Source organism: Vibrio satsumensis (genome assembly GCF_050337435.1).
GTDB classification, from domain to species: domain Bacteria; phylum Pseudomonadota; class Gammaproteobacteria; order Enterobacterales; family Vibrionaceae; genus Vibrio; species Vibrio satsumensis.
Window position 1 is genome coordinate 144679 of record NZ_JAKJSX010000011.1, and the last position, 26131, is coordinate 170809.

Consider the following 26131-nt stretch of genomic DNA (forward strand, 5'->3'; position numbering starts at 1 on the left):
TTTTACGCTGGATCGGTCAGGATCACGCGAACATCATGTGATTCGATACTTGCTTTGGATTCTTCGCCTAAGTCTGTATCTGTAATTAAGATGTCAATGTGTTCCCATGCCAGCTCTAAGTTCGGGATCTTTCGTCCCACCTTTTCCGACTCAACCATCACGATCACTTCTCGTGACACTTCAGCCATTACTTTGCTTAGGCCAACCAACTCATTAAACGTGGTTGTACCTCTATCAAGGTCGATACCATCGGCCCCGATGAATAGTTGGTCAAAATCGTAAGCGCGAAGCACCGACTCTGCGACTTTGCCTTGGAAAGAGTCCGAATGCGTATCCCAAGTGCCGCCAGTCATTAATAATGTAGGCTCGCTTTCAAGTTCATTAAGCGCATTAGCGACGTGCAATGAGTTGGTCATAACAACCAAGCCACGCTTGGCATTAAGCTGCTGAATTAGGGCACCTGTAGTACTGCCACTATCGATCACGATGCGGTTATGGTCGCGAATTAAATCTGCAGCGGCTTTTGCCAATGAAACCTTTCGAGTCGAAACTTGTTGACCCAGTTCTTCATTGACAACCTCTTTCGGTAACGAAATCGCACCACCATAACGGCGTAAAAGCTGACCGTTTTTCTCTAAAGACGCCAAGTCCTTTCTAATAGTGACCTCTGAGGTTTCGAACTTAGCGGATAATTCATCAACACTAACCTCCCCTTTTTCATTCACTAAGTTAGAAATTGCATGTCTTCTGAGCTGCGTGTTTCGTTTCGACATTTAAAAAAGACCATTAAGTTTCGATATGAAAGATATTATAGTTACAACGAAACCATTTAGTCCATTTATTTTGATCCAAAAAATTAATAAATAGCGATAAAACCTTGTCCTAAGACAATTGTTAAGCAGTGATATTGAACTCATTAGGTGGTAGAATCCGCACCCGAAAAGAAAAAAAATTACAAAACTGACTGTTATTTTTTTGCAACTTACCGCCTATATAGTGGGGTAAGTCACATAAAACCGATATTGAATCAAAATCTTTTGGTCATAAAATGACTAAAATTGATGAAAGACTTACAACTCTGAAGGACATATTGGAAGTCCCGCGCTTTTACACAACAGGCACAAAATGTTGATGTAGCGGACCAATCTTCAGAACTTAAATAAATTTCAAATTGTAACAATACTTACCGGAGAGTACCTTCCATGAAAAAGACCAAAATCGTATGTACGATTGGCCCTAAAACTGAATCTGTAGAGAAGCTAACTGAACTAGTAGATGCTGGCATGAACGTTATGCGTCTTAACTTCTCTCACGGTGATTTCGCAGAGCACGGCACTCGTATCGCGAACTTCCGTAAAGTAATGGAAAACAAAGGTGAGCAACTTGCTATCCTTCTAGATACTAAAGGTCCAGAAATCCGTACTATCAAGCTTGAAGATGGTAACGACGTAGATCTAGTAGCTGGTCAAGAGTTCACTTTCACAACTGACGCAACAGTTGTTGGTAACAAAGACGTAGTAGCAGTAACTTACCTAGGTTTCGCTAAAGACCTAACAGCGGGTAACACTATCCTTGTTGATGACGGCCTAATCGAAATGGAAGTTATCGCAACAACAGAAACTGAAGTTAAGTGTAAAGTTCTTAACAACGGTGCTCTAGGCGAAAACAAAGGTGTTAACCTTCCTGGCGTTTCTGTTCAACTTCCAGCTCTTTCTGAGAAAGACAAAGCTGACCTTAAGTTTGGTTGTGAACAAGGCGTTGATTTCGTTGCTGCTTCTTTCATCCGTAAAGAAGAAGACGTTAAAGAAATCCGTGAGCTTCTAAACGCTAACGGCGGCGAGAACATCCACATCATTTCTAAGATTGAAAACCAAGAAGGTGTAGATAACTTCGATTCAATCCTTGAAGCTTCTGACGGCATCATGGTTGCTCGTGGTGACCTAGGTGTTGAAATCCCAGCTGAAGAAGTAATCTTCGCTCAGAAGATGATGATCGAGAAGTGTAACCGTGCACGTAAGATGGTTATCACTGCAACTCAAATGCTTGACTCTATGATCAGCAACCCACGTCCAACTCGTGCAGAAGCGGGTGACGTTGCGAACGCAATCATGGATGGTACTGATGCTGTAATGCTTTCTGGTGAAACTGCTAAAGGTAAGTACCCAGTTGAAGCTGTTACTATCATGGCTCAAATCGCGAACCGTACTGATTCAGCTCTTAAAGCTGAGCTAGGTTCTCGTCTAGACAGCCCACGTCTACGCATCACTGAAGCAGTATGTAAAGGCGCTGTAGACACTGCAGAGAAGCTAGCTGCTCCTCTAATCGTTGTTGCAACTGAAGGCGGTAAGTCTGCACGTTCAGTACGTAAGTACTTCCCAACTGCAAACATCCTTGCTCTAACAACTAACGAAAAGACAGCTGCACAGCTAGTTCTTACTAAAGGTGTTAAGCCAGTTCTTGTTGACTCTATCGAGAACACAGACGCGTTCTACATCAACGGTAAAGAAATCGCTCTACAATCTGGCCTAGGTAACAAAGGCGACATCGTAGTTATGGTTTCTGGTGCTCTAGTAGCTTCTGGTACTACAAACACGGCATCTGTTCACGTTCTATAAGAATGAACCGATTCGCATAAAATATAAAAGAGGGCTTCGGCCCTCTTTTTTTATGAAACAAAATCTTGCCTAACTTTTCAGTACGCTGTATTATCAATCACAATAGAACTACGTACTGTTAACTCCCAATTGGCTCTTTCTAAGAGACGGATTAGCAGACTAGAAATCATATATAGATGAGGTTTGTAATGTCTAGTCCTACGCTCACTGACAAAGTATCAAAGATGATTCGCCAAGATATTCTTAATGGTGAGTTAACCCCAGGCCAAAAGCTCGTTGTTGCTGATCTAAAAGCACGATACAACGTCGGTGCATCTCCCATTCGCGAAGCCTTGGTACAATTATCTTGGAGCAAATACGTAAAGCTTGAGCCACAAAAAGGCTGCTGGGTATCTCCTGTATCAAAGAAAGAACTGAATGATCTCTACGAAAGCCTTCGTGTTGTCTCTTCTGTTCTGCTTAAAAAAGCGATTTCAGCGGGTGATGAGAGCTGGGAGCTAGATGTATTAACGTCTTACCATAAACTGTCGCGAGTGCAGTACGTATCTGAAGAGTTTGATTGTGTTGAGTGGGAAGAGCGCCACCAGCAGTTCCATGTTGCGTTACTTGAAGGCGCTGATTCAGAGAACATGTTTAAGTTCTTTGATGACCTAATTAACCAAGTGAAACGTTACCGCTTCCTCGCTATGTCTGCAGAAAGCGCATCTGATGATCTGTTCAATATTGATGAGCACGAAATGATCATGAAGCTAGTACTCTCTAAGAATGTAGAACAAGCGACAGAACTGCTTGATCAGCACTTACTAGGTTCAATGAAACGAATTGAAGAAGTTATCGAAGCGGCATAATGCCAAGATAGATTCTCACCAAATAAAAACGGAGCCCAACGGCTCCGTTTTTTTCCAGTACCACGACTGAACTACCACCCAAAAAACTCTTTGTGATGAGTATTGAGCAGCACAACCATAGGTAAAAAATACAATGCACTAAGCTGAAAGCCAAGAATGGCTAATGTGCCTATGGTTAACCTCACTAAAAAATCGACAAACATACCACGCCTCTTTTAACCAGACTGTATGATCCCCAAACTCTTGCTCCAGCTAACCTAATTCTACTGCTGCCTTTCAAGTTATTGATAAGGCTAGCTAACCAGCTGAATTAAGTTAACGGTGTCATCCTTTTACATCTGGTAAACACTCTATTTATTATATCGTTTCACACGATGTAATCTGAAGCAAAGTAGTTTACTTATTGTTCATTTTAGCTCAAATTTTCACCAGCATTAGACTTTAGTCTAACTGTATAGATTTTGTGACATAGGTCGTTCAAAAGTGAGATTCCTAATAAAAAGGGGGAAAGGCAAAATGAGTCGGGGAGCCGCTTGAAGAAGTTAAGCAAATAGAAAAGAGGACTAGGTAGAAGCGAACCTAAGCGACATCATCGTAGCTAGGACACATAGAGACCGTATTACGGCCAGACGATTTAGATTCGTAAAGTGCAACATCAGCACACTTATATGAACGAGTGCTGTTACTGGTTAAATCCGTAAAGCCAACACTCACCGTTACCTTAGTTCCAGCTGCTAGCTCAATCTCGATTCGTAATCGTTCCAATACGCGTTTTGCTTCCGGCAGTGAGGTGTGTGGCATCAAGAGTGCAAACTCTTCTCCTCCGACACGTGCAACAAAGTCAGTCCCACGAAGGCTATCTTGCAGAAGCTTAGCAACACTTGCAATCACACGGTCGCCTTCATCGTGGCCAAGTTCGTCATTGATTCGCTTAAAGTTATCGATATCGACTAAGGCTAAGCACGTAGTCGCTTCATTAGGATAACGCTCAACCAAGCGAGAATAGTAAGCCAACTGCTCTTCGAACTTTCGTCGGTTCCAGAGATTACTCAAAGAGTCGCGTTCACTTAAGATCCTCAAACGCACCTCAAGCTCCTTCCTTACGGAAATATCAACCAACGAAGTGATGTAGTAGCTGACTTTGCCCGAACTGTTTTTGACCACATGAACTCGCATGATCGCAGTAAAAGGAATACGTAACTTGTTCTTACACTGAACTTCCCCTTCCCATACTTCTTCTTGTTCTAAATGGCTCCAGATGGTCGAACTTGAGAGCACTTGGTCGGTATTCTCAAGCAACAACTGCAATGCATTCTGGCCAATAACTTGTTTTTTACTGTACCCAGTCATGTTCTCAAATTCGTTGTTGATCATCATTGTGCGGTGTTGCTTGTCAGAGATCATCACTGCCGACATGCCATTCAATGCGGCGCGTGCCAATTTACTCTCTAGACTTCGGCGTCGATAGTGCGTCACAATGTAAGCAAACGGGAAAGCGAAAATCAGCACCGTAATCAAAACAATGATCTCTTCATAGGCCAGATCATTCAGATCACGCTCAGCCCGATCCATCAATTGCTTGTGATTAAGTTGAATCAGTAAATGAACCTTTTGACTGTTCGCGAGCATAACCGTGTTAAAGGCAAACAAATTACCATCTTCAAAAACGTACCCTACCTGATCATTGGAGATCGCATCCCATGTCTTCGGCGCGATATTTTTCAGGTTGTAGCCTTTTCTTTCAGGAATAGAGTCTCCGAACAACTTACCGCTGTTGTTACTCGCAATGAAGTAGCCCGCGTCATTGAGAACTTCTGCTCGAAGATCGTTATCAGGTGAAAAGCTCAGACGCGACGATAAGCCCCATACATCGAGATTGATGACAAGGTAGCCTACTCTTTCGTCTGGGGTTTCTACGGGGGTAAAAACACGGATTACCGGCGAATACGGGAAGGTGACTTCACCATGCTCCGTTTCAAGCTCAATACCCCAACCGCCAATCTGTTCGGCTTCTAGTTTTTGAGCGTATTGGAAGTAGTTAGAATCTGACCTATCTTGCAGGTGTTGAGGTAGCGTCACCCTACCGGTATCAGAGGAATAATTAACCCGCACCAGTTCTTTACCTGTGATATCTAACAGATGGATTTGTGTATACCACTTCTGATTCACAAGAACAGATTGCCAGACCTCTTCAAGTAGACCTTTGGTTTGGTCTGAAGGAGAAGAAGCAAAGTTAACCAAACTCTGGCTATGACTTAGTAGCTCCATTACCGAGACTAACTGAGTCTTAAGAAGATCATAATCTCGCTTGGCATACACTAACTGATGGACGGCTTGCTTAGCCGAGTAGTCAAAGCTCTGCTGTTGTACTTCTTTGTAGCGCTGTAAATAATACAGGCATACTGCAGAAGACAATATGATAGAGATAATCAGCAATGTAATTATTGATTTTTTATTTCGCATTGCTAACTCAGATGAATGGAAGTGCAGCGCAGGATTATAGCACTCTAAAAAATTAACAAAATAAAAGCCGCTTAAAAAAGCGGCTTTTAAGTTATTTTTTAAAGACTTATCGCCTAGGCTTTCAACGCACGTTCGCCTCGTGCGATGCCAACAACACCACTTCGAGCTACTTCAAGCACTTCCGTCACTTCAGACAATGCCTGAATGAAGGCATCAAGCTTCTCACTAGTGCCGGCCATTTGAACCGTATATTGAGAAGCCGTTACATCAACGATTTGGCCACGGAAGATATCAGCCGTACGCTTCACTTCTGCACGAGCAAAGCCGCTCGCGCGTACTTTTACCATCAACAGCTCACGCTCGATATGCTCAAGCTCAGACACTTCTTGTACCTTAAGTACATCGATTAGTTTATGTAGCTGTTTCTGGATCTGCTCAAGCTGCATTTCGCTTGAGTTAGTGGTTACGTTCAGACGAGACAGCGTCGGATCATCGGTTGGAGATACGTTCAAAGACTCGATGTTGTAGCCACGCTGAGAAAACAAGCCAACCACACGAGAAAGTGCACCAGGTTGGTTTTCCATTAATAGTGAAATGATGTGTCTCATATTATGTTCTCTCCGTTTTGCTTAGCCACATGTTATCCATACCCTCGCCCTTGATCTGCATTGGGTATACGTGCTCGGTGTCATCCACACTGATATCGACAAATACCAAACGGTCTTTCATCGCCAGTGCTTTTTCCAAACCTGATTCCAGTTCATCCGGAGATGAAATACGCATACCAACGTGGCCGTAAGCCTCGGCGATAGCAGCAAAATCAGGAACAGAGTCCATATATGAGTTAGAGTGACGGCCTTGATAAACAATGTCTTGCCACTGTTTTACCATGCCTAAGAAACGGTTGTTAAGGTTAATAATCTTAACTGGGATATTATATTGCAGCGCAGTCGACAGCTCTTGGATGTTCATCTGAATACTGCCATCACCCGTTACCACAACCACTTCTTCGTCTGGCTTAGCAAACTTAACCCCCATTCCAGCAGGCAGACCAAAGCCCATCGTGCCTAAGCCACCAGAGTTAATCCAACGGCGTGGCTTGTTGAATGGGTAGTACAATGCTGCAAACATTTGGTGCTGACCTACATCCGAAGCAACGTAAGCATCACCATTAGTTACTTTATGAAGTGTTTCAATAACTTGTTGTGGTTTGATGCACTCTGAAGATTTTTCATAAGCTAGGCAATCACGATCTTGCCACTGCTTGATTTCACTCCACCAGCACTCTAGAGCTTGCGCATCGTTAGTGCCGCCCTGCTCAATCAGCAGGTTAACCATGCTTTCTAGTACTTTTTCCGCAGAACCTACGATAGGCAGATCCACTTTCACGTTTTTAGAGATCGACGATGGGTCGATATCAATATGCATGATCTTTGCGTTCGGGCAATACTTATCCAGGTTATTGGTCGTACGGTCATCAAAGCGTACACCGACACCAAAGATAAGATCAGCATTATGCATCGCCATATTAGCCTCATACAAACCATGCATACCTAGCATACCCAAAGAGTTCTTATGAGTGCCAGGGAAAGCGCCAAGCCCCATTAGGGTACTTACTACGGGTAAATTCAGTGCTTCAGCTAATTTGATTAGCTGTTTATCTGCCTCAGAAATAACCGCACCACCACCGACGTAAAGTACTGGCTTCTTCGCTTCAAGAAGGGCTTTTAGCGCCTTTTTAATCTGACCTTTATGACCCGTAACCGTTGGGTTGTACGAACGCATTTTGATCGTTTCTGGGTATTCATAAGGAAGCTTGATTTGTGGGTTTAAGATGTCTTTGGGCAGATCAATAACCACAGGACCGGGACGTCCTGTCGTTGAAATATAGAATGCTTTTTTAACGACTTCAGGGATATCTTCCGCTTTCTTAACTAAGAAGCTGTGTTTAACGATCGGGCGTGATACACCCACGATGTCACACTCTTGGAAGGCATCGTTACCAATAAGGTTATTTGGTACGTTACCAGAAATAACAATCATTGGGATTGAGTCCATGTAGGCTGTTGCAATACCAGTAACGGTATTGGTCGCACCTGGACCAGAACACACAAGTACTACACCCGGTTTACCAGTAGAACGAGTATAGCCATCTGCCATGTGGGTAGCGGCTTGTTCGTGTCGTACTAATACGTGTTTAATTTCAGCAGTTTTAGCATGCAGCGCATCGTAGATATCAAGTACAGAACCACCCGGGTAACCAAAGATTTGTTCTACACCCTCTTCAATCAGAGACTGCACCACCATCTCAGCGCCGGATAACATTGCTGTTTCAGGTTTTGTTGTCATATTGCTCTCCTCACCAGTTTCCAATCATATTTGGTGAACATGTTGGGCTGGTTTTTCATAGTCTAGGGCTTATTCGTAGCCTAATTCGAAATACTTCCACTTTTTCGGCTATGGCTGTCTGTCGTGATAACAACAAACAGTAATACGAAACAACTTTAACGCTTTATTATCATCTGGTCTAACACCTGTTATTCGGCCACTGTGCCAAAAAACCAACTATTAGCTCAAAGCATTAAATAAAACCCACCCAAGACCTAAATGATAGATTTAAAAACTGGTTACCAGACAAAAAAAAGCACTTAATATTTCGAAAGATCGCTATTTTTCGATTAACAGCGAGCTTTCTGGCGTGCGTTTTCGCACATTGTGCGTGTCATTAGATACAAAAAATCCCCCTAAAAATGCAATCACATCCGTAGGGGGATTTTTAAACAACTGAAAATTTATCTAAGCAGAAAACTACTTATCTTTTGGCTTTTCATTGTACATTTCTTCGATTTCGTCTTGATACTTATCGTTGATAACTTTACGACGCAATTTTTGAGTTGGTGTCAGCTCACCATCATCCATAGAAAATGCTTTTGGTAGCAGTTTGAATTTCTTCACTTGCTCAAACTTAGCCAGTTCTTGCTGTAGGTCATTCACACGCTTTTCTAGCATCTCGACGATTTGGTGATGCTTAACAAGCTCAACGCGATCGTGATACTTGATATTAAGCTCTTTGGCATACTCTTCTAGTGAGTCATAACAAGGAACAATCAGCGCAGAAACGAATTTGCGCGTATCAGCGATAACAGCAATCTGTTCGATAAAGTGATCTTTACCAATCGCGCCTTCCACCACTTGCGGTGCAATGTACTTACCACCAGAGGTTTTCATCAGCTCTTTGATACGATCGGTAATGAACAGGTTACCATTTTCATCAAAATGACCCGCATCACCAGTTTTCAAGAAACCGTGCTCATCGAATGTCTTAGCTGTCTCTTCTGGCATCTTGTAATAGCCACGCATCACCATTGGACCACGAACAAGAATCTCGTCCTTCGCACCAATTTTTACTTCTGCGCCCGGCATCGACATACCAATCGAATCAGGGTTAAAACAGCGGTCATCCCAACAAGATACTGTTGCTGTGGTTTCTGTCATGCCGTAACCAAGTTTTACGTTGATACCGATAGCATGGAAGAAACGACCAATCGTCTCATCAAGCTTTGCGCCACCACATGGCATAAAGTTGATGTTGCCACCTAGTAGAGCGCGCAGTTTAGATAGCACAAGCTTATCGGCTAGTGCATGGCTCTTTTTCAGAATTAACGATGGAGTACGACCTTCCTGGTGACAAACTGAAAGCTTTGCTCCCATGTTCACCGCCCAAGTAAATAGCACTTTACGAATAAATGGCGCTTTAGATACCTTCTCGTGAATCGCAGAGAAGATCTTCTCATAGAAACGTGGAACCGCACACATTACTGTTGGTTTCACATCGCTTAACGCATCACGCACTTGCATCGTGTCTTGCAGGTAGCAGTTGGTTGCGCCTTTATAGAGAACGTAGAACGTCCAAGCACGCTCAAATACGTGTGACAGAGGTAGGAAACACAGTGAGACATCGTCTTTGCTTAGGCTAAGGCGCTCATCGTGGCCTTCTAACTGGTAGCCAATATTGGTGTAATCAAGCATTACGCCTTTTGGCTGACCTGTGGTACCAGAGGTATAGATAAGAGTCAGTAAGTCGTCCATGCTTGCATCAGCAAGACGCATGTCAAGTTCAGCTTGTTGTGCTTCAACGCCACGCGCCATGAAGTCAGTCCACGATACTGCAAAGTTGTGGCCTTGAAGGTCAATGTCATCAGACATAGCAACAACCACTTCTAACTGTTCGCACTCTTCAAACAGGCTAACAGCCGCATCGAATTGAACCTGTTCGCCAACGAATAAGATCTTCACATCTGCGTTTTGGATGATGTAAGAAGACTGTGCTGCTGTGTTCGTCGGATAAATCGGCACAGTCACAAGACGCGCTTGTAAAGATGCAAAATCTGCCACTGTCCATTGAGGCATATTATTCGAATAGATACCGATCTTATCCTGAACTCTCAGTCCTTGAGCCAACAGTGCTAATGAAAGCGTATCGATTTGTTGTCCAAACTGTTCCCAGCTAATGCCTTGCCATACATTGTCTACTTTGTGCTTCAAAGCTGTACGGTTGCCGCCTTGGGCAATTTGGTCACGAAGTCTTTTTACGATATGAAAATCTAAATTGGCCATCTCTTTACCTTTGGCTTACACCTGTAAGCTTTTTTGAGCGCACAAGTGTACCTCTGATCATGGAAAAGGCAACTGATGAAGCTCAAAGTTATAAGTAATAGTACGTCTCACGCTAAGTTTTCTATCAACAAAAATAGCAGGTACAAAAAAGCCCCAAGCCAGACTCCTAGCTTAGGGCTTATAAAACATAGGGATTAGTGTCTAGTTAAGTGCCACGACTTCACCACAGATCATCATTAACTGATCTCGTAACCAAATGTGTCCTTTGTCCTTTTCACTTGATTCGTGCCAGCTTAGGAAGCCAGAAATAGCCGCATTATCGAATGGGAAATCTAGAATCTGAAGCTGCTCTTTATTTGCTGCATGCTCTACCATCCAACGAGGAGCAATCGTTACTAGTTCAGATTGACCAACAACGTAAAGAACGTTGCTCAAGCTCGTACCTTCATAGAAAGGCGTGCAATCTAGGTCACGGTAAGCTTGCTCAGAGAAGCTACGTTGACCATGGATGCGAGACAGTTTTGCGTGTTTTTCGTTAAGCAGCTCTGCCGCAGAAACTTCACCGTTGATGCGTGGGTGAGAAGCAGAAGCAACCACAACTAATTCATCTTGGAAGATTTCAGTGCTTGAGAAGCCTTGCTCATCAAAACGAGCGTAATCAATAACGAAGTCGATTTCTTGGTAGCGCATGCGCTCTGAAAGTTGACGATCGAATTCAGCATCCATGTGCAGTTTAACGCTAGGTGCTTGGTCATTGATTGTCGACATAATCTTAGGAGCAAAACGCATGTCACAAGGGCTGCAAATCGCAAGTTTGAACAGGCGAGAAGACGACTCTGGAGAGAACACAGAACTTGGTAGTTCGTTGCGTACTAACTGTAGCGCTTGGCGGATTGGACCAAACAACTGACGAGCACGTTGAGTCGGTTGAATACCACGACCTTGACGCATGAATAGTTCGTCGTTAAACATCACTTTTAGACGAGCAACAGCGTTACTTACAGCAGGCTGAGACATACCCAGATTGTGAGCTGCACGTGTAATGTTTTGTTCTTGCATAACTGCATCAAATACAGTCAAAAGATTTAAGTCAACTCCACGAAGTGTGCTTTCCATTCTGTAGCTTGCAATTGCACTCATTGCGTCTTTTTTCTCTAACATTCAAGTTGCCTCTTGTCGGTTCGACAGCGTTAAATTGGTAATGGTATGGGAATAGATAACCACTAATTCTTATATTTATCAGACCGATACATTTCGGATTACCATTACTATTAACCAATACATCTCGAGCTACCAACAAGATTGATAAAGAATAATTTTATTTTATCTTAATGATTAAATAACACCTAAAAATCAGAAACTTATAGAGTTATAAAAAAACATAAAATGCTTCACTTATGAGTTTCATTTCGACTTATTTAGCTGTTCTATCGTTTGGTTACAATTGTTACAACTTATTGAACCTATGAATTGGTTGGCCCGCCCATTCAGAAATAACACTTATGAGTTAGGTGAGCGATGCATAACTTGGAAAATCTACCTTGCCCCAAAGTTGCTTTCTTAAGTCGTCTTGATTAGACCAATTCCCCGCTAATAGCCATTCAACGAGTGCACTTGCCACGTCAGGGTAAGTGACCACTTCAGCCTGTTTTTCACTGAGCCAAGTACGCAAGATAGCCGCATCTAAAAAGGTCATGGTTTGAGCTAATCCAAGAGCCTCTAGCGTCGCCACATTGCTCTGTTGTTCGAACTGTCCTTCGAGTGGTTTGAGAAGCAATTTTTTCCCCAAGGTTAGGGCTTCAGATGGCAATTCAAAGCCGCCATTGGCTACCACACCTGAGCACTGGTTTAGGTCGAATTGAAAGCCTGCATGACTGAGTGGTTTAAACTCAATATTTTCGACTCGGCTATGCTCAATGACATTCGGGTGGTAGCAAACAAAATTATGGGAAATGAACTTCATCAGCAGCTCTGAGATCGACTCAATCTCCTCAAATGGCAAATAGACCAACGTAAAATCTGGTGCTGTTTTGGTTTGTTCATTACCAACCAGCGTGTGAACAATAGGTGTATGAACAATAGGTGGTAAAATCGGCTGTTCAAAGTGATACCAATGCAAACCAATAGAGTGCTCGGTTGGAGCGAAATGTTGAATCACTGAATGTTCAATCCAGTTGCCCCCTTCTTTGGGTACATCATAACGAAACGCATTCTGGTGGCTTATCCCAATGCATGGCACACCTTGCCGCTTAGCCGCCCATGCAGTCACAGGCTCAAAGTCATTAATCACTAAGTCATAAGGCGTAAGATCGATCTGGTTAATCTCACGGAGAAATCGCCAGATGTTATTCTTGATGAATGTTTTGCCGTATTTAACCTGCCCCTGCTCGCTGTAAAAAGTTAAGCCGCTGCGAGTCTGATAGTTGCCAAACGCTTCCATCGAAAAGTATTTACTCGCTTCTCGACCTGAGAATAGAAAATCGACATCGATATTTTGCTGACGAAAAGCCACAGCCATTGCTCTCGCTCTCGCGATGTGACCATTCCCCGTACCTTGTACACCATATAAAATTTTCATGCATGTTCCTTTGAATTTACCACTTTAGCTCGGCAGTGATTGCCAACAAAATGATTACAGGATGAAACTGATAGCAAGGCTAGTACAAGCGATGCCCAAGGCTGCACCAATCAGTACGTCCGTTAAAAAGTGCACACCGAGCAGGATTCGAGAGCCTGCAATCGCAGTTGCCCACACCAAGCTAAAGAGGTACAAGCTCGGATAGAAATGTCCAATTAGGGTCGCCATAACAAAAGCCGCAGCGGAATGCCCTGAAGGCAGGCTGTATTTATCGGATGGCACAATATGAGAGTGAAGCAGTGAAGAGAATTCAGCTGGTCTACGGCGCTTGAGGGTATTTTTGGCCAGCCAGTAGATAGGCAGTTCGATAGCAAAAGCGGTTAAGCCCACCAAAAGAAAATCTCGACCTGTGTTGCTATCAGCCAGCAGTGCAACCAAAGCAATCAAAACATAAAGGTGTCCATCTCCAGTATGAGACACCGCTTTACTCAAGGTTGCATGTTGCCCGCTGTAACGGTTCTTTAAACAGAAAACAGAAAATGCCACATCCCAGCGGACAATAGGTTCGATGGTACGCATACGTTCTCCTTAACAATCCTTATTCAGTTAAGGCTCAAGTTATTCCCCTGAAATGACAGTTAAGTGACGTTTTTAATGAACTAAAATGAATTTTGAAGCAAATGACTCAACTAAATTGTGCATCCCAAGCTTGAGTGTGATCACACAGATACAAATAAAGCGACTCAAGGTCGCTTTATTGTTTGTTATTTCTTTAAAAACGAATAAACGAAGACTCTATAACGAGAGTGGCTCGTGCTTTTTCACCAAACCGAAATCCGCCAATATCGCGTAGGCCGCTGGGATCATAAACAGCACCAGTAAGGTCGAGGCAAATATGCCGAACACAATCGAAATAACCAATGGCTGGATAACCTGAGCCTGCAAGCTAGTTTCCGTTAGTAGCGGTAACAAACCAGCGGCTGTCGTCATTGAGGTCAAAAATACCGCACGGAAACGCTCGCGACTGGCTTTCACCACTGAGTCATGCACGCTATCTCCCTCATCGACATGGTGACGAATATACTGCACCAACAAGATAGAATCGTTGACCACAATCCCGGCAAGCGACACAAAGCCCATCATGCTAGGCATACTTAAAGAGTGGCCAAGTATCCAGTGACCAACAACCACTCCAATAAAGGCGAGTGGAATGGCTAACATCACGACCACAGGCTCTAAGTAGCTTCTGAACTGATAGCTAAGGATCGCAAACACGCCGAATAAGCCGAGTAAGAATCCTTTGCCCATCGAGGCGCCAGTCTTAGCTGCATCTTTAGCTTCCCCTTCGAAATCAAAGCGTAAACCTGGGTACTTCTGAACAAGCTTGGCTGCTTCATCTTTTTGGAACTGAGCCAAAATCGCGGATGAGCTCGCTTTCTTATTGTCAATATCACCAAAGATGCTGATGGTTCTCAGCCCATCAATGCGCTGGATTCGCACGTAATTACGTTGGAAATCTAATGTCGCCAATGTTGCTAGCGGGATCTGACTGCCATCTGCGGTAATGATTGGGAAGTTAGCCAGCTGCTGTATGTCGCCCGCTTGCTCTTTATCAAGACGAACCTCAATCGAGATATTCTCAACACCGATTTGAATCTCATCCGCCGTTTGCCCAAAGAAAGCCGCTCGTAACTGAGATGCAATCATCTGCCCATTCACATTGTAGGTTTCGGCTCCAGGGCGCAGCTTCACTAAGATCTCTTCCTTACCCATGCGCATGTCATCAAGCACACCGTGTACGCCATCAAACTGATTGAGGTATTCCTGAATATCCAAAGAGGCCGATTTCAATGCACTCAGGTCATCATGCTTAGCACGAATCTCAATAGCACGACCGCCCGGGCCCATAGTGGGTTGCTTGAACACCAATGAAATAGGATCCGCTAAATCGCCAATATCTTCACGCCACGCATCAATGAAGTCATCGATAATCGTATTACGACTCTCTGCTCCGCGTAAATCTAAGCGCACTGTGGCTAAGTGTGGGCCTGATTCATTGGCATCGGCGTTGGCATTGAATTGGCTGGTGATATGCTCGACCAATGTATTGCCTTCTTCAACCTCTTCGCTCCATTGGTTGTTCAAACGCTCAGCAGACGCGACAATTTTGTCGACCACTTTTTCGGTTTGAGACAATGATGCGCCCGGCGGAAGAATGATACGTGCCTCGGCAATATCACCATCCAGCTCAGGAAAAGGTTGAAACTTAACAATGCCACCAGCAATCAAGGCTACAGAAAGCAACAACAGCGTAATCACTCCGCCCATAAAGGCGTAGCGGAAGGTCACGACTTTCTCAACCATGTTCATCAAAGTGGTATTACGGAAGTTCTCAAACTTCTCAAGTAACACAACCTTAAAACGCAGCGCTGGCTTGTCATTCTTTTCTTTGTGTAATGAATGAGATAGGTGATTAGGTAGAATCAGGAAGGCTTCAATCAAGCTCAACGACAGCACCAAAATCAAGACTTGAGGAACGGCCTTAAGCACCGCGCCCATCTCACCATCAAGAAACAGTAAGCTACCGAAAATACACACAGTGGTTAGGAAAGAAGACAGTACTCCGGGAAGCACTTTCTTAACGCCGTTGTACACCGCATCATCTACGCTCTGCCCCCGATCTAAATGGGAGGCTATCGATTCGGCAATCACGATGGCGTCATCCATCATAATACCGATCGCCATTAATAAGCCGACCAATGACATGATGTTGATCGACAGGCCAAGGTTGGCCATTAAGAACAAGCCACCAAGGAAGGCTACGGGTAAACCTGCCGCAACCCAGAATGAATATCGCAAACTGAAGAACAACCACATGGTGGCAAACACCAGCACAATACCTTGCCAACCATTGCTCACCATCATGGTTAGACGATCCCAAAGTACAGACGAGAGATCATTGGTCATTTGCAATGTCACACCATCAGGGGCAATCGCGCTTTGATCTTCAACGAATCGGGTCACGTTCTCTTTGATTCGTAGCGCATCATCTTCTTTGTTTTTGCTGATCTTCAATAGCGCAGAAGGCTTACCATCAAACAGTACCTTCTGTTCATCAAGCTCAAAGCGGTCGGTTATTTTGGCTATGTCCCTTAAGCGAATCACCGAACCATTCGGCGCAGATCCAACCACGATACTTTCCAGTTCAACAGGCGTAATTCGCCTCTCGTCAAAACGAATCAAAAAGTTCTTGTCTGGTGTTTCAACGTTACCGCTCGGAAGCTTTACATTTTGACGGCCTATCTGATCGGCGATATCACCGACGCTCAAACCCAGCTGACGAATGGCTTGGGTATCCAGTTCTACTCGATATTGATGATCTGAGAAGCCGCTGACCTCGACCAAAGATACACCGTAATCGAGCTTCATAGTGCGCTTAAGCTCTTCCGCGTAGGCCTTAAGTTCCGGCCACGACGTTTCGGCTGTGATGGCGATATCAACAACTGGTTCATTCCAATCTAGCTCTTGAACAACAGGTGATTCAATCTCGGTTGGGAAGTCATTGATCGAGTTGATCTGAGTTTGCACGTCCACCAGCATTCGGCCGATGTCCGCTTTCTCATTTAACTTGAGAATTAAACGAGCGCTGCCTTCGATCGCTTCACACTGAGTCTCTTCAATGTTAGCTAACCCGTCTACTGCATCTTCCATTCGCACACATAAGCTCTCTTCCACTTCTTGTGGAGAAGCGCCGGGATAAACAATCGCAGCCATAATGTAAGGCGGGTCATAAGCGGGAAAGGTTTCACGTTTGATGGTTGATAGTGAACTTATACCTAAGATCAACAGCCCAAGCATCAGCAAGTTTGCTGCTGTTGGGTGCCGAGAGAAAAACTTGATCATGACGCACTCTCCTGAGTATTTGATTCAAGCTCAGCCTCTTCAGAGTTCGACTCTTTCAGTAACATGCCTTCAATTGCTGGCAGAACATCATTGAGCACCAGTTTATCTCCAGTTTGTAGCTCGCCACTCACAACCACTTGATTGTCTCTGCGATAAAGCACTTCAACATTGACCACTTGCAAACGCTGATTGTCATCCATCAGATAAACCTTATCACCATGCAGTGCTCGCTCTGGAACCACCCAACTCAGATTCGCTACACCCTCAATCTCAGCTTTGACAAACATGCCGTTGACCAAAGGCGTTGCGCTGTCTGGTTGCAATTGTGAGTAATCTTGAGCGATCTCGAGAATAATCCCCGCCGTCGCTTGGTTTTCATCAACTGTTTCGCTGATTCTTGCCACCTTCGCAGGCCAGCTAAGGTTCAGGTTGCCGCTATTAAGTTGAATGCTTGCTTTGATTGGCGCTTCATAAGGATTAGGGATTCCTGCTGCATCGCGAGGGAACTGGTTAAAACTGGAGGCTAAAGTTTGCATATCGTGAATAGAAAGTTGTGCCTCCACTTCCATGACATTAATCCCGTGAGCAATAAACATCTCTTGCTGAAGATTAACCACTTGATTTTGTTCAATATCAACCTGAGCTATTCGCATCGCTCTTGGCAAGGTTATGGTAGTCTTATCGAGAGAGCGTTGTGCTTCTTTCACTTTAGATACGTTGACCTTAATCACCGCTTCCGCGACGCGTTTTTCATCTGGCATTAAAGCAATTTGGTTCGCGATATCCAACACTAGCTTCTGTTGAGACAATGCGCTTTGTTGTTGCAGGTCGACATCAGACTGAGAAGTTAGCCCTTTCTTACGCAGATCCTGTTTACGTTGTAGCTCTTTGTTGCTGATCACTAAGCGATTCTTTTCGATCTTAAGAGTCTGATTAAGGTTGTCTTCTTCTTGATTCAGTTTCGCTAATGAGGTTTGGCTTGATTTTAGATCCGCCTCTGCTTGTATCAGTTTCAATTCGTAATCCAATGGATCAACCTTGAGTACAACCGTTCCTGCAGGGATCACCTGCCCTTTTTCAAGCTCCGGGTGTCGATACACTATTTGTCCTGTCACCTCAGCAATCGCTTTCCATTCGACTTTCGGCACCACTTTGCCAAAACCAACCGCTAACGGCGCTATCAGTTGTTGCTCTAGGCTTACTGTATCAACTAAGCGGGCTCTATCACCTGCAGGTTTGGTTGGCAGATCCGGCTTCAAGTTAATCGCGGCGACAAGGCCAATCACACCAACCGCAAGTGCTGGAAAGAAGAGTAGTTTTTTATTTATTTTCATTATCTTTGGTCCTGCACAGAAGAAGGGCTAGGCGTATTTATAAAGCCTTCTGTCATCAATTTAATGTTGTGTTCGATTAAGCGGTTAAGAAATTCTTCATTAATCTCAATACCATGGATTGCTAATAGAGGAGGCGGCGCAATGAATGGAAATACCATCAAGCTTATATACGACACGCGACAGAGTTTAGGATCCATATCTTTTCTTAAGACGCCTTGTGCCACCAGTTTTTCAAAAATGACATCTTGAGCAGGTTTGGTTACATCAAGAAAGACCTTCTCTAGCAACTCTCTCTGCACCTCTGAAGGCGGCATATTCATCACTTGAGCTATCAAGCGAGGAAACTTGGGCACCTTGACCATCTCTTTGTAGTAAGTCCGCATTAAATCAAGAAAGTTCTCATGGCTGCTTTCTTCAACCAACCTTTGCATCTGCAATTGCATCGGTCGTAGCGTTTCACGCAGCATCGCCTCAAACAGCCCGGCCTTACTACCAAAGTAATAACGGATCATCGCAATGTTCACACCCGCACGATCAGCAATTAAACGTGTCGAGACCTTATCGTATGGCTGAACGACAAACAGATCACGAGCATGCTCGATCAATAACTGTCGAACATCTAAGTTCTTTTGAGGTCGCCCTGCTTTTCGTGCCGTCATGGCAAAAACCCATCTCTATAATTAATCATATGATTAATTATAGAGATAAACAGGCGTAACAGTAGAAGATTAATTACTCACTATTTAATCAAGTGATTAATTAATTTGGTCACGCTTGTGATTTTTTTGGTGAATCGTTCCATCAAAAAGATTTACTACAAAGTTTTAACCTACACATAAGCCAAACGATAAACTAACCCCCCAATACAAAACCGCCAATCAGATGATTCAGCCAACAAAACAACACAAAGCAGCACAAACCAAACCAAAACGTCGCCAATGCACGCTGATATTGGATTTTCTTGTTTGACGCTCAGAATAAATTCCGGTAAATATGGTGTTAACAGTTTATTTACGGATATTTGTGTAATGATTTTTTCTTCTTCTCGACTGCTGAAACTTCTCCTTATCGTGAACCAATCGCGCGGGTAAGTTGTGGGTCAAGAACTACACAAATATTAAAACCCGCGCTGAGCGGGTTTTTTTGTAACTGGCACTTTTAAAAGAACATCATTCTTAATAATAATTTGGATAGCAATCGATTCATTATCGATATAAGGAAGCACCCATGAACGATCAAGTGATAATTTTTGACACGACCTTACGTGATGGCGAGCAAGCGTTGGCAGCAAGCCTTACGGTAAAAGAGAAATTACAGATCGCTTATGCACTTGAACGACTGGGTGTAGATGTTATTGAAGCCGGTTTCCCAGTGTCATCACCAGGCGATTTCGAATCTGTACAAACCATCGCGAAGAATATTAAAGATAGCCGAATCTGTGCACTTTCTCGCGCAGTTGCGAAAGACATCGACGCAGCGGCAGAAGCGTTAAAAGTCGCTGAGCAGTTCCGTATTCATACCTTTATTTCGACATCGACGGTTCACGTTCAAGACAAATTACGTCGCAGCTACGACGATGTTGTCGAGATGGCAGTAAAAGCTGTAAAGCATGCGCGTAACTATACCGATGATGTTGAGTTCTCTTGTGAAGATGCAGGTCGTACACCTATCGACAACCTATGTCGTATGGTTGAAGCTGCTATCAACGCTGGCGCAAAAACCATCAACATTCCAGATACTGTAGGCTACACAGTACCAAATGAATTCGGTGGCATTATCCAAACGCTATTTGATCGCGTACCAAACATCGATCAAGCGATCATCTCTGTTCACTGCCACGATGATTTAGGTATGTCGGTTGCCAACTCAATTGCTGCGGTTCAAGCGGGTGCTCGACAAATTGAAGGCACAATCAATGGTATTGGTGAGCGTGCGGGTAACTGTTCTTTAGAAGAAATCGCAATGATCATCAAAACTCGTCAAGAGCTATTAGGTGTTCATACTGGTTTGGATCACAAAGAGATTCACCGTACCAGTAAGTTGGTTAGCCAGCTTTGCCACATGCCAATTCAAGACAACAAAGCAATCGTTGGTGCTAACGCATTCAGCCACTCTTCAGGTATCCACCAAGATGGCATGCTTAAGAACAAGAACACTTACGAGATCATGACGCCTGAGTCTATTGGCTTGAAGAACAAAGCATTGAACCTAACAAGCCGCAGCGGTCGTGCAGCCGTTAAGAGCCACATGGATGCTATGGGTTACAAAGACAACGAGTACAGCCTAGATTCATTGTACGAAGACTTCTTGAAGCTAGCTGACCGTAAAGGCCAAGTGTTCGATTACGACCTTGAAGCACTAATGCACTTTGCGAACCTACGCGACGAAGATGACTTCTATAAACTTAACTACCTAAGCGTGCAATCTGGTAGTGTTATGTCTACCACCAGCATCAAGCTTCAATGTGGCGATGAAGAGAAATGCGAAGCGGCTGTTGGTAACGGCCCTGTTGATGCTTTATACCAATGTATCTACCGCTTAACGGGTTACGAGATTGCCTTGGATAAATTCGACCTTACCGCGAAAGGTGAAGGCGAAGATGGCCTAGGCCAAGCTGATATTATTGCTAACTATAAAGGCCGTAAATACCACGGTACGGGCGTTTCAACGGATATCGTTGAGGCCTCTGGTCAGGCGCTACTGCACGTTATTAATAGCATTCAACGCGCAGACACCATTGCTGAAATGAAACAGCAAAGAATCGCGACAGTTTAAACACCCAATAACAAAGCCCTAGAGCCGATGTTATTGGCTTTAGGGACAAAATTTAAAACGAGCGAACAGCTCAGTAACAAGAATTAAAGGATTAACATGACTGATAAATCATACAAGATTGCCGTACTACCTGGTGATGGCATTGGCCCAGAAGTAATGCAGCAAGCACATAAAGTGTTAGACGCGATCGAAAAGAAACACGCAATTAGCTTTTCTCGCGAAGAGTATGATGTTGGTGGTATCGCAATTGATAACCACGGCTGTCCACTTCCAGAAGCGACAGTAACAGGCTGTGAAGAATCTGACGCAGTACTATTTGGCTCGGTTGGCGGCCCTAAGTGGGAACACCTTCCACCAAACGATCAACCAGAGCGTGGTGCTCTACTTCCCCTGCGTAAACACTTCCAATTGTTCTGTAACCTACGTCCTGCACAAATCCATAAAGGTCTAGAGTCTTTCTCTCCTTTGCGTGCTGACATTTCAGGTAATGGTTTCGACATCGTTGTTGTTCGTGAGCTAACAGGCGGCATCTACTTCGGCCAACCTAAAGGTCGTGAAGGCGAAGGCGCAACTGAAAAAGCCTTTGATACTGAGATTTACCACCGTTACGAAATCGAACGCATTGCAAAGATTGCTTTTGAATCTGCACGTCTACGTAACAAAAACGTTTACTCAATCGATAAAGCGAACGTTCTACAGAGCTCTATCTTATGGCGTGAAGTGGTTGAAGAAATCTCGAAAGATTACCCAGATGTCACGCTAAACCACATGTACATCGACAACGCGACCATGCAGCTAATCAAAGATCCATCTCAGTTTGACGTAATGCTATGTTCAAACATCTTCGGTGACATCATCTCTGATGAGTGTGCAATGATCACCGGCTCTATGGGTATGCTTCCTTCTGCAAGCTTGAACGAAAGTAACTTCGGCCTATACGAACCTGCAGGTGGCAGCGCGCCAGATATCGCAGGCAAGAACATCGCGAACCCAGTAGCGCAAATTCTTTCTGCTGCGCTAATGCTTCGTTACAGCCTAGGCGAAGAAGCAGCAGCACAAGACATCGAAGCAGCGGTGTCTAAAGCACTTTCTGCAGGCGAGCTAACAGCAGACCTTGCAGGTAACAACCAAGCGCTTACTACCTCTGAAATGGGTGACAAGATCGCAGAGTACATCTTAGCTTCATAGGCTAAATGTTCCGATTAAAAGCAAGTACATAAGAATAATATCAAGCCAAGTCAGCTTAAACCGCATGACTTGGCTCGAAACAAACACTGGGACTGATGCTCCCAAGGAAGAACAGCTATGTCGACAAACCAGCAAGCAAAAACCTTATACGAAAAAGTTTACGACGCACACGTTGCAGTTGCAGCGAAAGGCGAAACGCCAATTCTTTATATCGATCGCCACTTAGTCCATGAAGTAACGTCGCCACAAGCCTTTGATGGTCTGCGTGAAAAAGGCCGTAAAGTTCGCCAAGTAGGCAAAACTTTTGCGACCATGGATCATAACGTATCAACTCAAACCAAAGACATTAATGCTTCTGGAGAGATGGCTCGTATCCAAATGGAAACGCTATCGAAAAACTGTGAAGAGTTTGGTGTCACGCTTTACGACCTAAACCACAAATACCAAGGTATTGTGCACGTAATGGGCCCTGAACTAGGTATTACTCTACCAGGCATGACCATCGTATGTGGTGACTCACACACGGCAACACACGGTGCATTTGGTTCATTAGCATTCGGTATCGGTACTTCAGAAGTTGAGCACGTTCTAGCAACTCAAACGCTAAAACAAGCTCGCGCTAAAACCATGAAGATCGAAGTAAAAGGCAAGGTTGCTCCGGGCATCACTGCAAAAGACATCGTGCTAGCGATCATCGGTAAAACAACGGCTGCTGGCGGTACAGGCTACGTGGTTGAATTCTGTGGTGAGGCAATTACAGACCTTACGATGGAAGGTCGTATGACGGTATGTAACATGGCAATTGAGCTTGGTGCGAAAGCTGGCTTAATTGCTCCAGATGCAACGACATACGAGTACATCAAAGGTCGTAAGTTCTCTCCAGCAGGGGAAGACTTAGAAGCGGCAATTGAATACTGGGACACATTGAAAACCGATGCTGACGCAGAGTTCGATGCTGTTGTCACGCTAGAAGCGGCAGACATCAAACCGCAAGTCACATGGGGAACCAACCCAGGTCAGGTTATCTCGGTAGACACACCAATCCCAGCACCAGAAAGCTTTGCTGACCCTGTTGAAAAAGCATCGGCTGAAAAAGCGTTGGCTTACATGGGCCTTGAAGCAGGCAAATCTCTATCAGATTACAACGTTGATAAGGTCTTCGTTGGTTCTTGTACTAACTCGCGTATCGAAGACATGCGTGCAGCAGCCGCGGTAGCAAAAGGTCGCCAAGTCGCGAAGCATGTCCAAGCGCTTATTGTTCCGGGTTCTGAGCAAGTAAAAGCACAAGCAGAAGCGGAAGGCTTAGATGTTATCTTCAAAGAAGCTGGTTTTGAGTGGCGCCTACCGGGTTGTTCGATGTGTCTTGCAATGAACAACGACCGTCTAGGTCCACAAGAGCGCTGTGCTTCTACATCAAACCGTAACTTTGAAGGTCGCCAAGGCCGTGATGGTCGTACGCACCTAGTTAGCCCAGCTATGGCAGCAGCCGCAGCGATCGCTGGTCACTTTGTCGATATTCGTGAACTTTAATTAGAGGATTTAACATGTCAGGTTTTCAACAACACACCGGATTAGTCGTTCCTCTAGATACGGCCAACATCGATACTGATGCGATCATTCCAAAGCAGTTCTTACAGAAAGTGAACCGCATCGGTTTTGGTAAACACTTATTCCATGACTGGCGCTTCCTAGATGACGCTGGCAAACAACCAAACCCTGAGTTTGTAATGAACGAAGCACGCTACCAAGGCGCTTCAATTCTTCTAGCTCGTGAAAACTTCGGTTGTGGCTCATCTCGTGAACATGCACCTTGGGCGCTTGCCGATTACGGTATCCAAGTGATGATCGCACCGAGCTTTGCCGACATTTTCTACGGTAACTCGATCAACAACCAAATGGTGCCGGTTCGATTGACTGAGCAAGAAGTGGATGAGCTATTCCAATTCGTTGAAGCAAATGAAGGCGCAGAAATCACCGTTGATCTAGAAGCAATGAAAGTGAGCGCAAATGGTAAACAGTACTCGTTTGAAATTGATGAGTTCCGCCGTCATTGCTTACTGAATGGTTTAGATAATATCGGCCTTACACTTCAACATGCTGATAAGATCTCAGAGTTTGAAGCTAAGATTCCTAGCTTCCTGAAATAAAGAAGTCTTGAAATAGAATCACACAGTTTCTGTAAACATAAAAGGTTGGCCTAGTGCCAACCTTTTTTATTTAGCTGAATATCATTATTAAACTTCTTCTTTATTTGACCAAGTTCGTTATTTAACTGAAGAGCCATGAAAGAAAATGGTAAGCCATAAGGTCTTAATAGTCAGTCATCAGGAGAATGCCATGAAACAACTACTTTTTATTGTCAGCCTACTTTTCTCAACCTTAGTTTGGTCTGCGCCTAAATCCGATCTTTGGCGGTACTGGAATCAAAGCAATGAAACCAATCTAGAACAAGTATCTCACCAAGATTGGCAGCAATTTCTCGATAACTACCTAGTTAAACAAGGGCAAAATACCCTAGTTCGCTATAAAGCAGTGAACACTGCCGATAAAAAAAAGCTCAAGCAATACATCAAGCAACTCGAACAAGTTAATCCGCTCGACTATTCAAAAGCAGAGCAGTATGCCTATTGGGTTAACCTATACAACGCCGTGACTGTCGATTTGATTCTTGATGCCTACCCGATAAAATCCATCACTAAACTTGGCGGACTATTTAGTTTCGGGCCGTGGGGAGATGATGTAGTAGTCGTAAACGGTAAGTCACTGACACTCAACGATATTGAACATCGAATCCTAAGACCGATTTGGCAAGATCCACGCACGCATTATGCAGTTAACTGTGCCAGCCTAAGTTGCCCTAACTTGCAGCCTGATGCTTTTACCTCTGACAATACTGAAACCTTGCGAGAGCAAGCTGCTCATGAGTTTGTAAACAGTGACAAAGGCGTACTGGTTACAAATAATAAGCTCCAGCTATCATCGATTTACGATTGGTTTGCCGTGGATTTTGGTACAGAGAAACAACTCATTCAACACTTAGACCAATATCGAACAGAAGCAGTCGCCAATACTCAAAATATCAGTTATGACTATGACTGGTCGCTCAACCAAGCTAACTAGCTCTAACGCTAAACTTCATAACTAAAGCAAAACAAAAAAGAGGCTAGGGTTTTATCAACCACTAGCCTCTTTTCATCTATTTCACTGAATTCTAAAACTAGAAACTTGAACCTGGCTGCTGCAAGAATTCAACCTCTTCAGGAGTCGAAGTTCGTCCTAACACTTCATTTCGGTGCGGATAGCGACCAAATCGCTCAATGATAATCTTGTGCTTAAACTCAAAATCCAAATTATGTTCTAATCCCGTTTGAGAAAAGAGCTCCACGGCTTGTTCATGGACCAACAAAGACTCACTGTGCATATAAGGCATATACAGGAAACTTTTTTGTTGCTCGTTAAGTTGGTGGCCAAAACCACCCGCTACCGCCTCTTGCGCTAGAGCCAACGCCATCGGATCAGCCGAAAAAGCTGCCGGACTGTTTCTACCAATATTTCGAGAAAACTGATCAAGCACGATAATCTCTGCCAATCGCCCTTGTGCGTTTTGTCGCCATTCAAACAGCTCACCTTGAGTCGCAGTTTTGTGCAGTTCAGAAAATCGAGACTCTATCAAAGAGTCAATCTCGGCGCCGCCAGTAAACCAATCTTTAGGCGTCAACTCATCGAACCAAAACTCTAGAACATCCTGATACGTTACCGTCATATAATTCCCTTTAATAAAAAAGCGAGTCATTTAATGTCATGACTCGC

At 44.1% G+C, this 26131-nt stretch carries 19 protein-coding genes; 7 read left to right on the forward strand and 12 right to left on the reverse strand.

Annotated elements, in window-relative coordinates:
• Nucleotides 1-2 precede the first annotated feature (2 nt).
• Nucleotides 3-773: a DeoR/GlpR family DNA-binding transcription regulator gene (locus tag L4C44_RS15580; RefSeq protein ID WP_048614888.1), complete on the reverse strand. Its 771-nt coding sequence runs from the start codon at nt 771-773 to the stop codon at nt 3-5.
• 429 nt (nt 774-1202) lie between these two features.
• Here L4C44_RS15580 and pykF point away from each other — a divergent pair, with 429 nt between their 5' ends.
• Nucleotides 1203-2615 carry a pyruvate kinase PykF gene (pykF, locus tag L4C44_RS15585; protein WP_017061403.1) on the forward strand — a complete coding sequence of 471 codons (1413 nt, stop codon included), beginning with the start codon at nt 1203-1205 and terminating at the stop codon, nt 2613-2615.
• Nucleotides 2616-2791: 176 nt separating this feature from the next.
• Entirely contained in the window at nt 2792-3463 is a 672-nt protein-coding gene (locus L4C44_RS15590) for a GntR family transcriptional regulator (protein ID WP_019826885.1), read from the forward strand.
• 579 nt (nt 3464-4042) lie between these two features.
• On the opposite strand, the gene L4C44_RS15595 is transcribed toward L4C44_RS15590, so the two are convergent.
• The 10 genes from L4C44_RS15595 to L4C44_RS15640 form a co-directional block, all read right to left on the reverse strand.
• A complete protein-coding gene (locus L4C44_RS15595) occupies nt 4043-5926 on the reverse strand; it encodes a sensor domain-containing diguanylate cyclase (RefSeq protein WP_146490498.1) in 1884 nt (627 codons plus the stop codon).
• Nucleotides 5927-6039: 113 nt separating this feature from the next.
• Nucleotides 6040-6534 (reverse strand): acetolactate synthase small subunit, encoded by a 495-nt coding sequence (ilvN, locus tag L4C44_RS15600; protein WP_008219984.1) that lies wholly within the window; start codon nt 6532-6534, stop codon nt 6040-6042.
• Nucleotide 6535: 1 nt separating this feature from the next.
• On the reverse strand, nt 6536-8275 hold the full coding sequence (locus L4C44_RS15605) for an acetolactate synthase 3 large subunit (RefSeq protein WP_146490497.1): 1740 nt from the start codon (nt 8273-8275) through the stop codon (nt 6536-6538).
• A 459-nt stretch (nt 8276-8734) separates the two neighbouring features.
• Nucleotides 8735-10543 (reverse strand): AMP-dependent synthetase/ligase, encoded by a 1809-nt coding sequence (locus L4C44_RS15610; protein WP_146490496.1) that lies wholly within the window; start codon nt 10541-10543, stop codon nt 8735-8737.
• 201 nt (nt 10544-10744) lie between these two features.
• Nucleotides 10745-11704 carry a transcriptional regulator LeuO gene (leuO, locus tag L4C44_RS15615; protein WP_060983006.1) on the reverse strand — a complete coding sequence of 320 codons (960 nt, stop codon included), beginning with the start codon at nt 11702-11704 and terminating at the stop codon, nt 10745-10747.
• A 346-nt stretch (nt 11705-12050) separates the two neighbouring features.
• Nucleotides 12051-13121 (reverse strand): MJ1255/VC2487 family glycosyltransferase, encoded by a 1071-nt coding sequence (locus tag L4C44_RS15620; RefSeq protein ID WP_146490495.1) that lies wholly within the window; start codon nt 13119-13121, stop codon nt 12051-12053.
• Nucleotides 13122-13175: 54 nt separating this feature from the next.
• Complete coding sequence (locus L4C44_RS15625) at nt 13176-13700, reverse strand: phosphatase PAP2 family protein (RefSeq protein WP_146490494.1); 525 nt, start codon at nt 13698-13700, stop codon at nt 13176-13178.
• 216 nt (nt 13701-13916) lie between these two features.
• Nucleotides 13917-17024, reverse strand: a complete 3108-nt coding sequence (locus L4C44_RS15630; protein ID WP_428805336.1) for an efflux RND transporter permease subunit — start codon at nt 17022-17024, stop codon at nt 13917-13919.
• Nucleotides 17021-18358, reverse strand: a complete 1338-nt coding sequence (locus tag L4C44_RS15635) for an efflux RND transporter periplasmic adaptor subunit (RefSeq protein WP_428805337.1) — start codon at nt 18356-18358, stop codon at nt 17021-17023. Before L4C44_RS15635 ends, L4C44_RS15630 begins: the two co-directional genes overlap by 4 nt.
• Nucleotides 18358-19017, reverse strand: coding sequence for a TetR/AcrR family transcriptional regulator (locus L4C44_RS15640; RefSeq protein WP_146490491.1), 660 nt, complete (start codon nt 19015-19017; stop codon nt 18358-18360). The genes L4C44_RS15635 and L4C44_RS15640 overlap by 1 nt, the downstream gene beginning before the upstream one ends.
• Nucleotides 19018-19585: 568 nt before the next feature.
• On the opposite strand from L4C44_RS15640, the gene leuA reads away from it, so the two are divergent.
• From leuA to L4C44_RS15665, 5 genes are all read left to right on the forward strand, one after another.
• Nucleotides 19586-21133 carry a 2-isopropylmalate synthase gene (gene leuA, locus L4C44_RS15645; RefSeq protein WP_060983000.1) on the forward strand — a complete coding sequence of 516 codons (1548 nt, stop codon included), beginning with the start codon at nt 19586-19588 and terminating at the stop codon, nt 21131-21133.
• Nucleotides 21134-21229: 96 nt separating this feature from the next.
• Entirely contained in the window at nt 21230-22321 is a 1092-nt protein-coding gene (leuB, locus tag L4C44_RS15650) for a 3-isopropylmalate dehydrogenase (protein ID WP_146490490.1), read from the forward strand.
• Nucleotides 22322-22438: 117 nt separating this feature from the next.
• Nucleotides 22439-23851 (forward strand): 3-isopropylmalate dehydratase large subunit, encoded by a 1413-nt coding sequence (gene leuC / locus L4C44_RS15655; RefSeq protein ID WP_428805338.1) that lies wholly within the window; start codon nt 22439-22441, stop codon nt 23849-23851.
• A gap of 14 nt (nt 23852-23865) precedes the next feature.
• Nucleotides 23866-24468 (forward strand): 3-isopropylmalate dehydratase small subunit, encoded by a 603-nt coding sequence (gene leuD / locus L4C44_RS15660; protein ID WP_285955132.1) that lies wholly within the window; start codon nt 23866-23868, stop codon nt 24466-24468.
• 190 nt (nt 24469-24658) lie between these two features.
• Complete coding sequence (locus L4C44_RS15665) at nt 24659-25441, forward strand: DUF547 domain-containing protein (RefSeq protein WP_428805339.1); 783 nt, start codon at nt 24659-24661, stop codon at nt 25439-25441.
• A 97-nt stretch (nt 25442-25538) separates the two neighbouring features.
• On the opposite strand, the gene L4C44_RS15670 is transcribed toward L4C44_RS15665, so the two are convergent.
• Nucleotides 25539-26084, reverse strand: a complete 546-nt coding sequence (locus L4C44_RS15670; RefSeq protein WP_428805340.1) for a DUF924 family protein — start codon at nt 26082-26084, stop codon at nt 25539-25541.
• Between the last annotated feature and the right edge of the window lie 47 nt (nt 26085-26131).

Coding starts and splice junctions, on each gene's coding strand:
- L4C44_RS15590 (WP_019826885.1), top strand. CDS start 2,792: ATGAGGTTTGTAATGTCTAGTCCTACGCTCACTGACAAAGTATCAAAG.
- L4C44_RS15580 (WP_048614888.1), bottom strand. CDS start 773: ATGTCGAAACGAAACACGCAGCTCAGAAGACATGCAATTTCTAACTTA.
- L4C44_RS15635 (WP_428805337.1), bottom strand. CDS start 18,358: ATGAAAATAAATAAAAAACTACTCTTCTTTCCAGCACTTGCGGTTGGT.
- L4C44_RS15630 (WP_428805336.1), bottom strand. CDS start 17,024: ATGATCAAGTTTTTCTCTCGGCACCCAACAGCAGCAAACTTGCTGATG.
- ilvN (WP_008219984.1), bottom strand. CDS start 6,534: ATGAGACACATCATTTCACTATTAATGGAAAACCAACCTGGTGCACTT.
- L4C44_RS15595 (WP_146490498.1), bottom strand. CDS start 5,926: ATGCGAAATAAAAAATCAATAATTACATTGCTGATTATCTCTATCATA.
- leuB (WP_146490490.1), top strand. CDS start 21,230: ATGACTGATAAATCATACAAGATTGCCGTACTACCTGGTGATGGCATT.
- L4C44_RS15665 (WP_428805339.1), top strand. CDS start 24,659: ATGAAACAACTACTTTTTATTGTCAGCCTACTTTTCTCAACCTTAGTT.
- leuO (WP_060983006.1), bottom strand. CDS start 11,704: ATGTTAGAGAAAAAAGACGCAATGAGTGCAATTGCAAGCTACAGAATG.
- pykF (WP_017061403.1), top strand. CDS start 1,203: ATGAAAAAGACCAAAATCGTATGTACGATTGGCCCTAAAACTGAATCT.
- leuD (WP_285955132.1), top strand. CDS start 23,866: ATGTCAGGTTTTCAACAACACACCGGATTAGTCGTTCCTCTAGATACG.
- L4C44_RS15640 (WP_146490491.1), bottom strand. CDS start 19,017: ATGACGGCACGAAAAGCAGGGCGACCTCAAAAGAACTTAGATGTTCGA.
- leuC (WP_428805338.1), top strand. CDS start 22,439: ATGTCGACAAACCAGCAAGCAAAAACCTTATACGAAAAAGTTTACGAC.
- L4C44_RS15605 (WP_146490497.1), bottom strand. CDS start 8,275: ATGACAACAAAACCTGAAACAGCAATGTTATCCGGCGCTGAGATGGTG.
- L4C44_RS15670 (WP_428805340.1), bottom strand. CDS start 26,084: ATGACGGTAACGTATCAGGATGTTCTAGAGTTTTGGTTCGATGAGTTG.
- L4C44_RS15625 (WP_146490494.1), bottom strand. CDS start 13,700: ATGCGTACCATCGAACCTATTGTCCGCTGGGATGTGGCATTTTCTGTT.
- L4C44_RS15620 (WP_146490495.1), bottom strand. CDS start 13,121: ATGAAAATTTTATATGGTGTACAAGGTACGGGGAATGGTCACATCGCG.
- leuA (WP_060983000.1), top strand. CDS start 19,586: ATGAACGATCAAGTGATAATTTTTGACACGACCTTACGTGATGGCGAG.
- L4C44_RS15610 (WP_146490496.1), bottom strand. CDS start 10,543: ATGGCCAATTTAGATTTTCATATCGTAAAAAGACTTCGTGACCAAATT.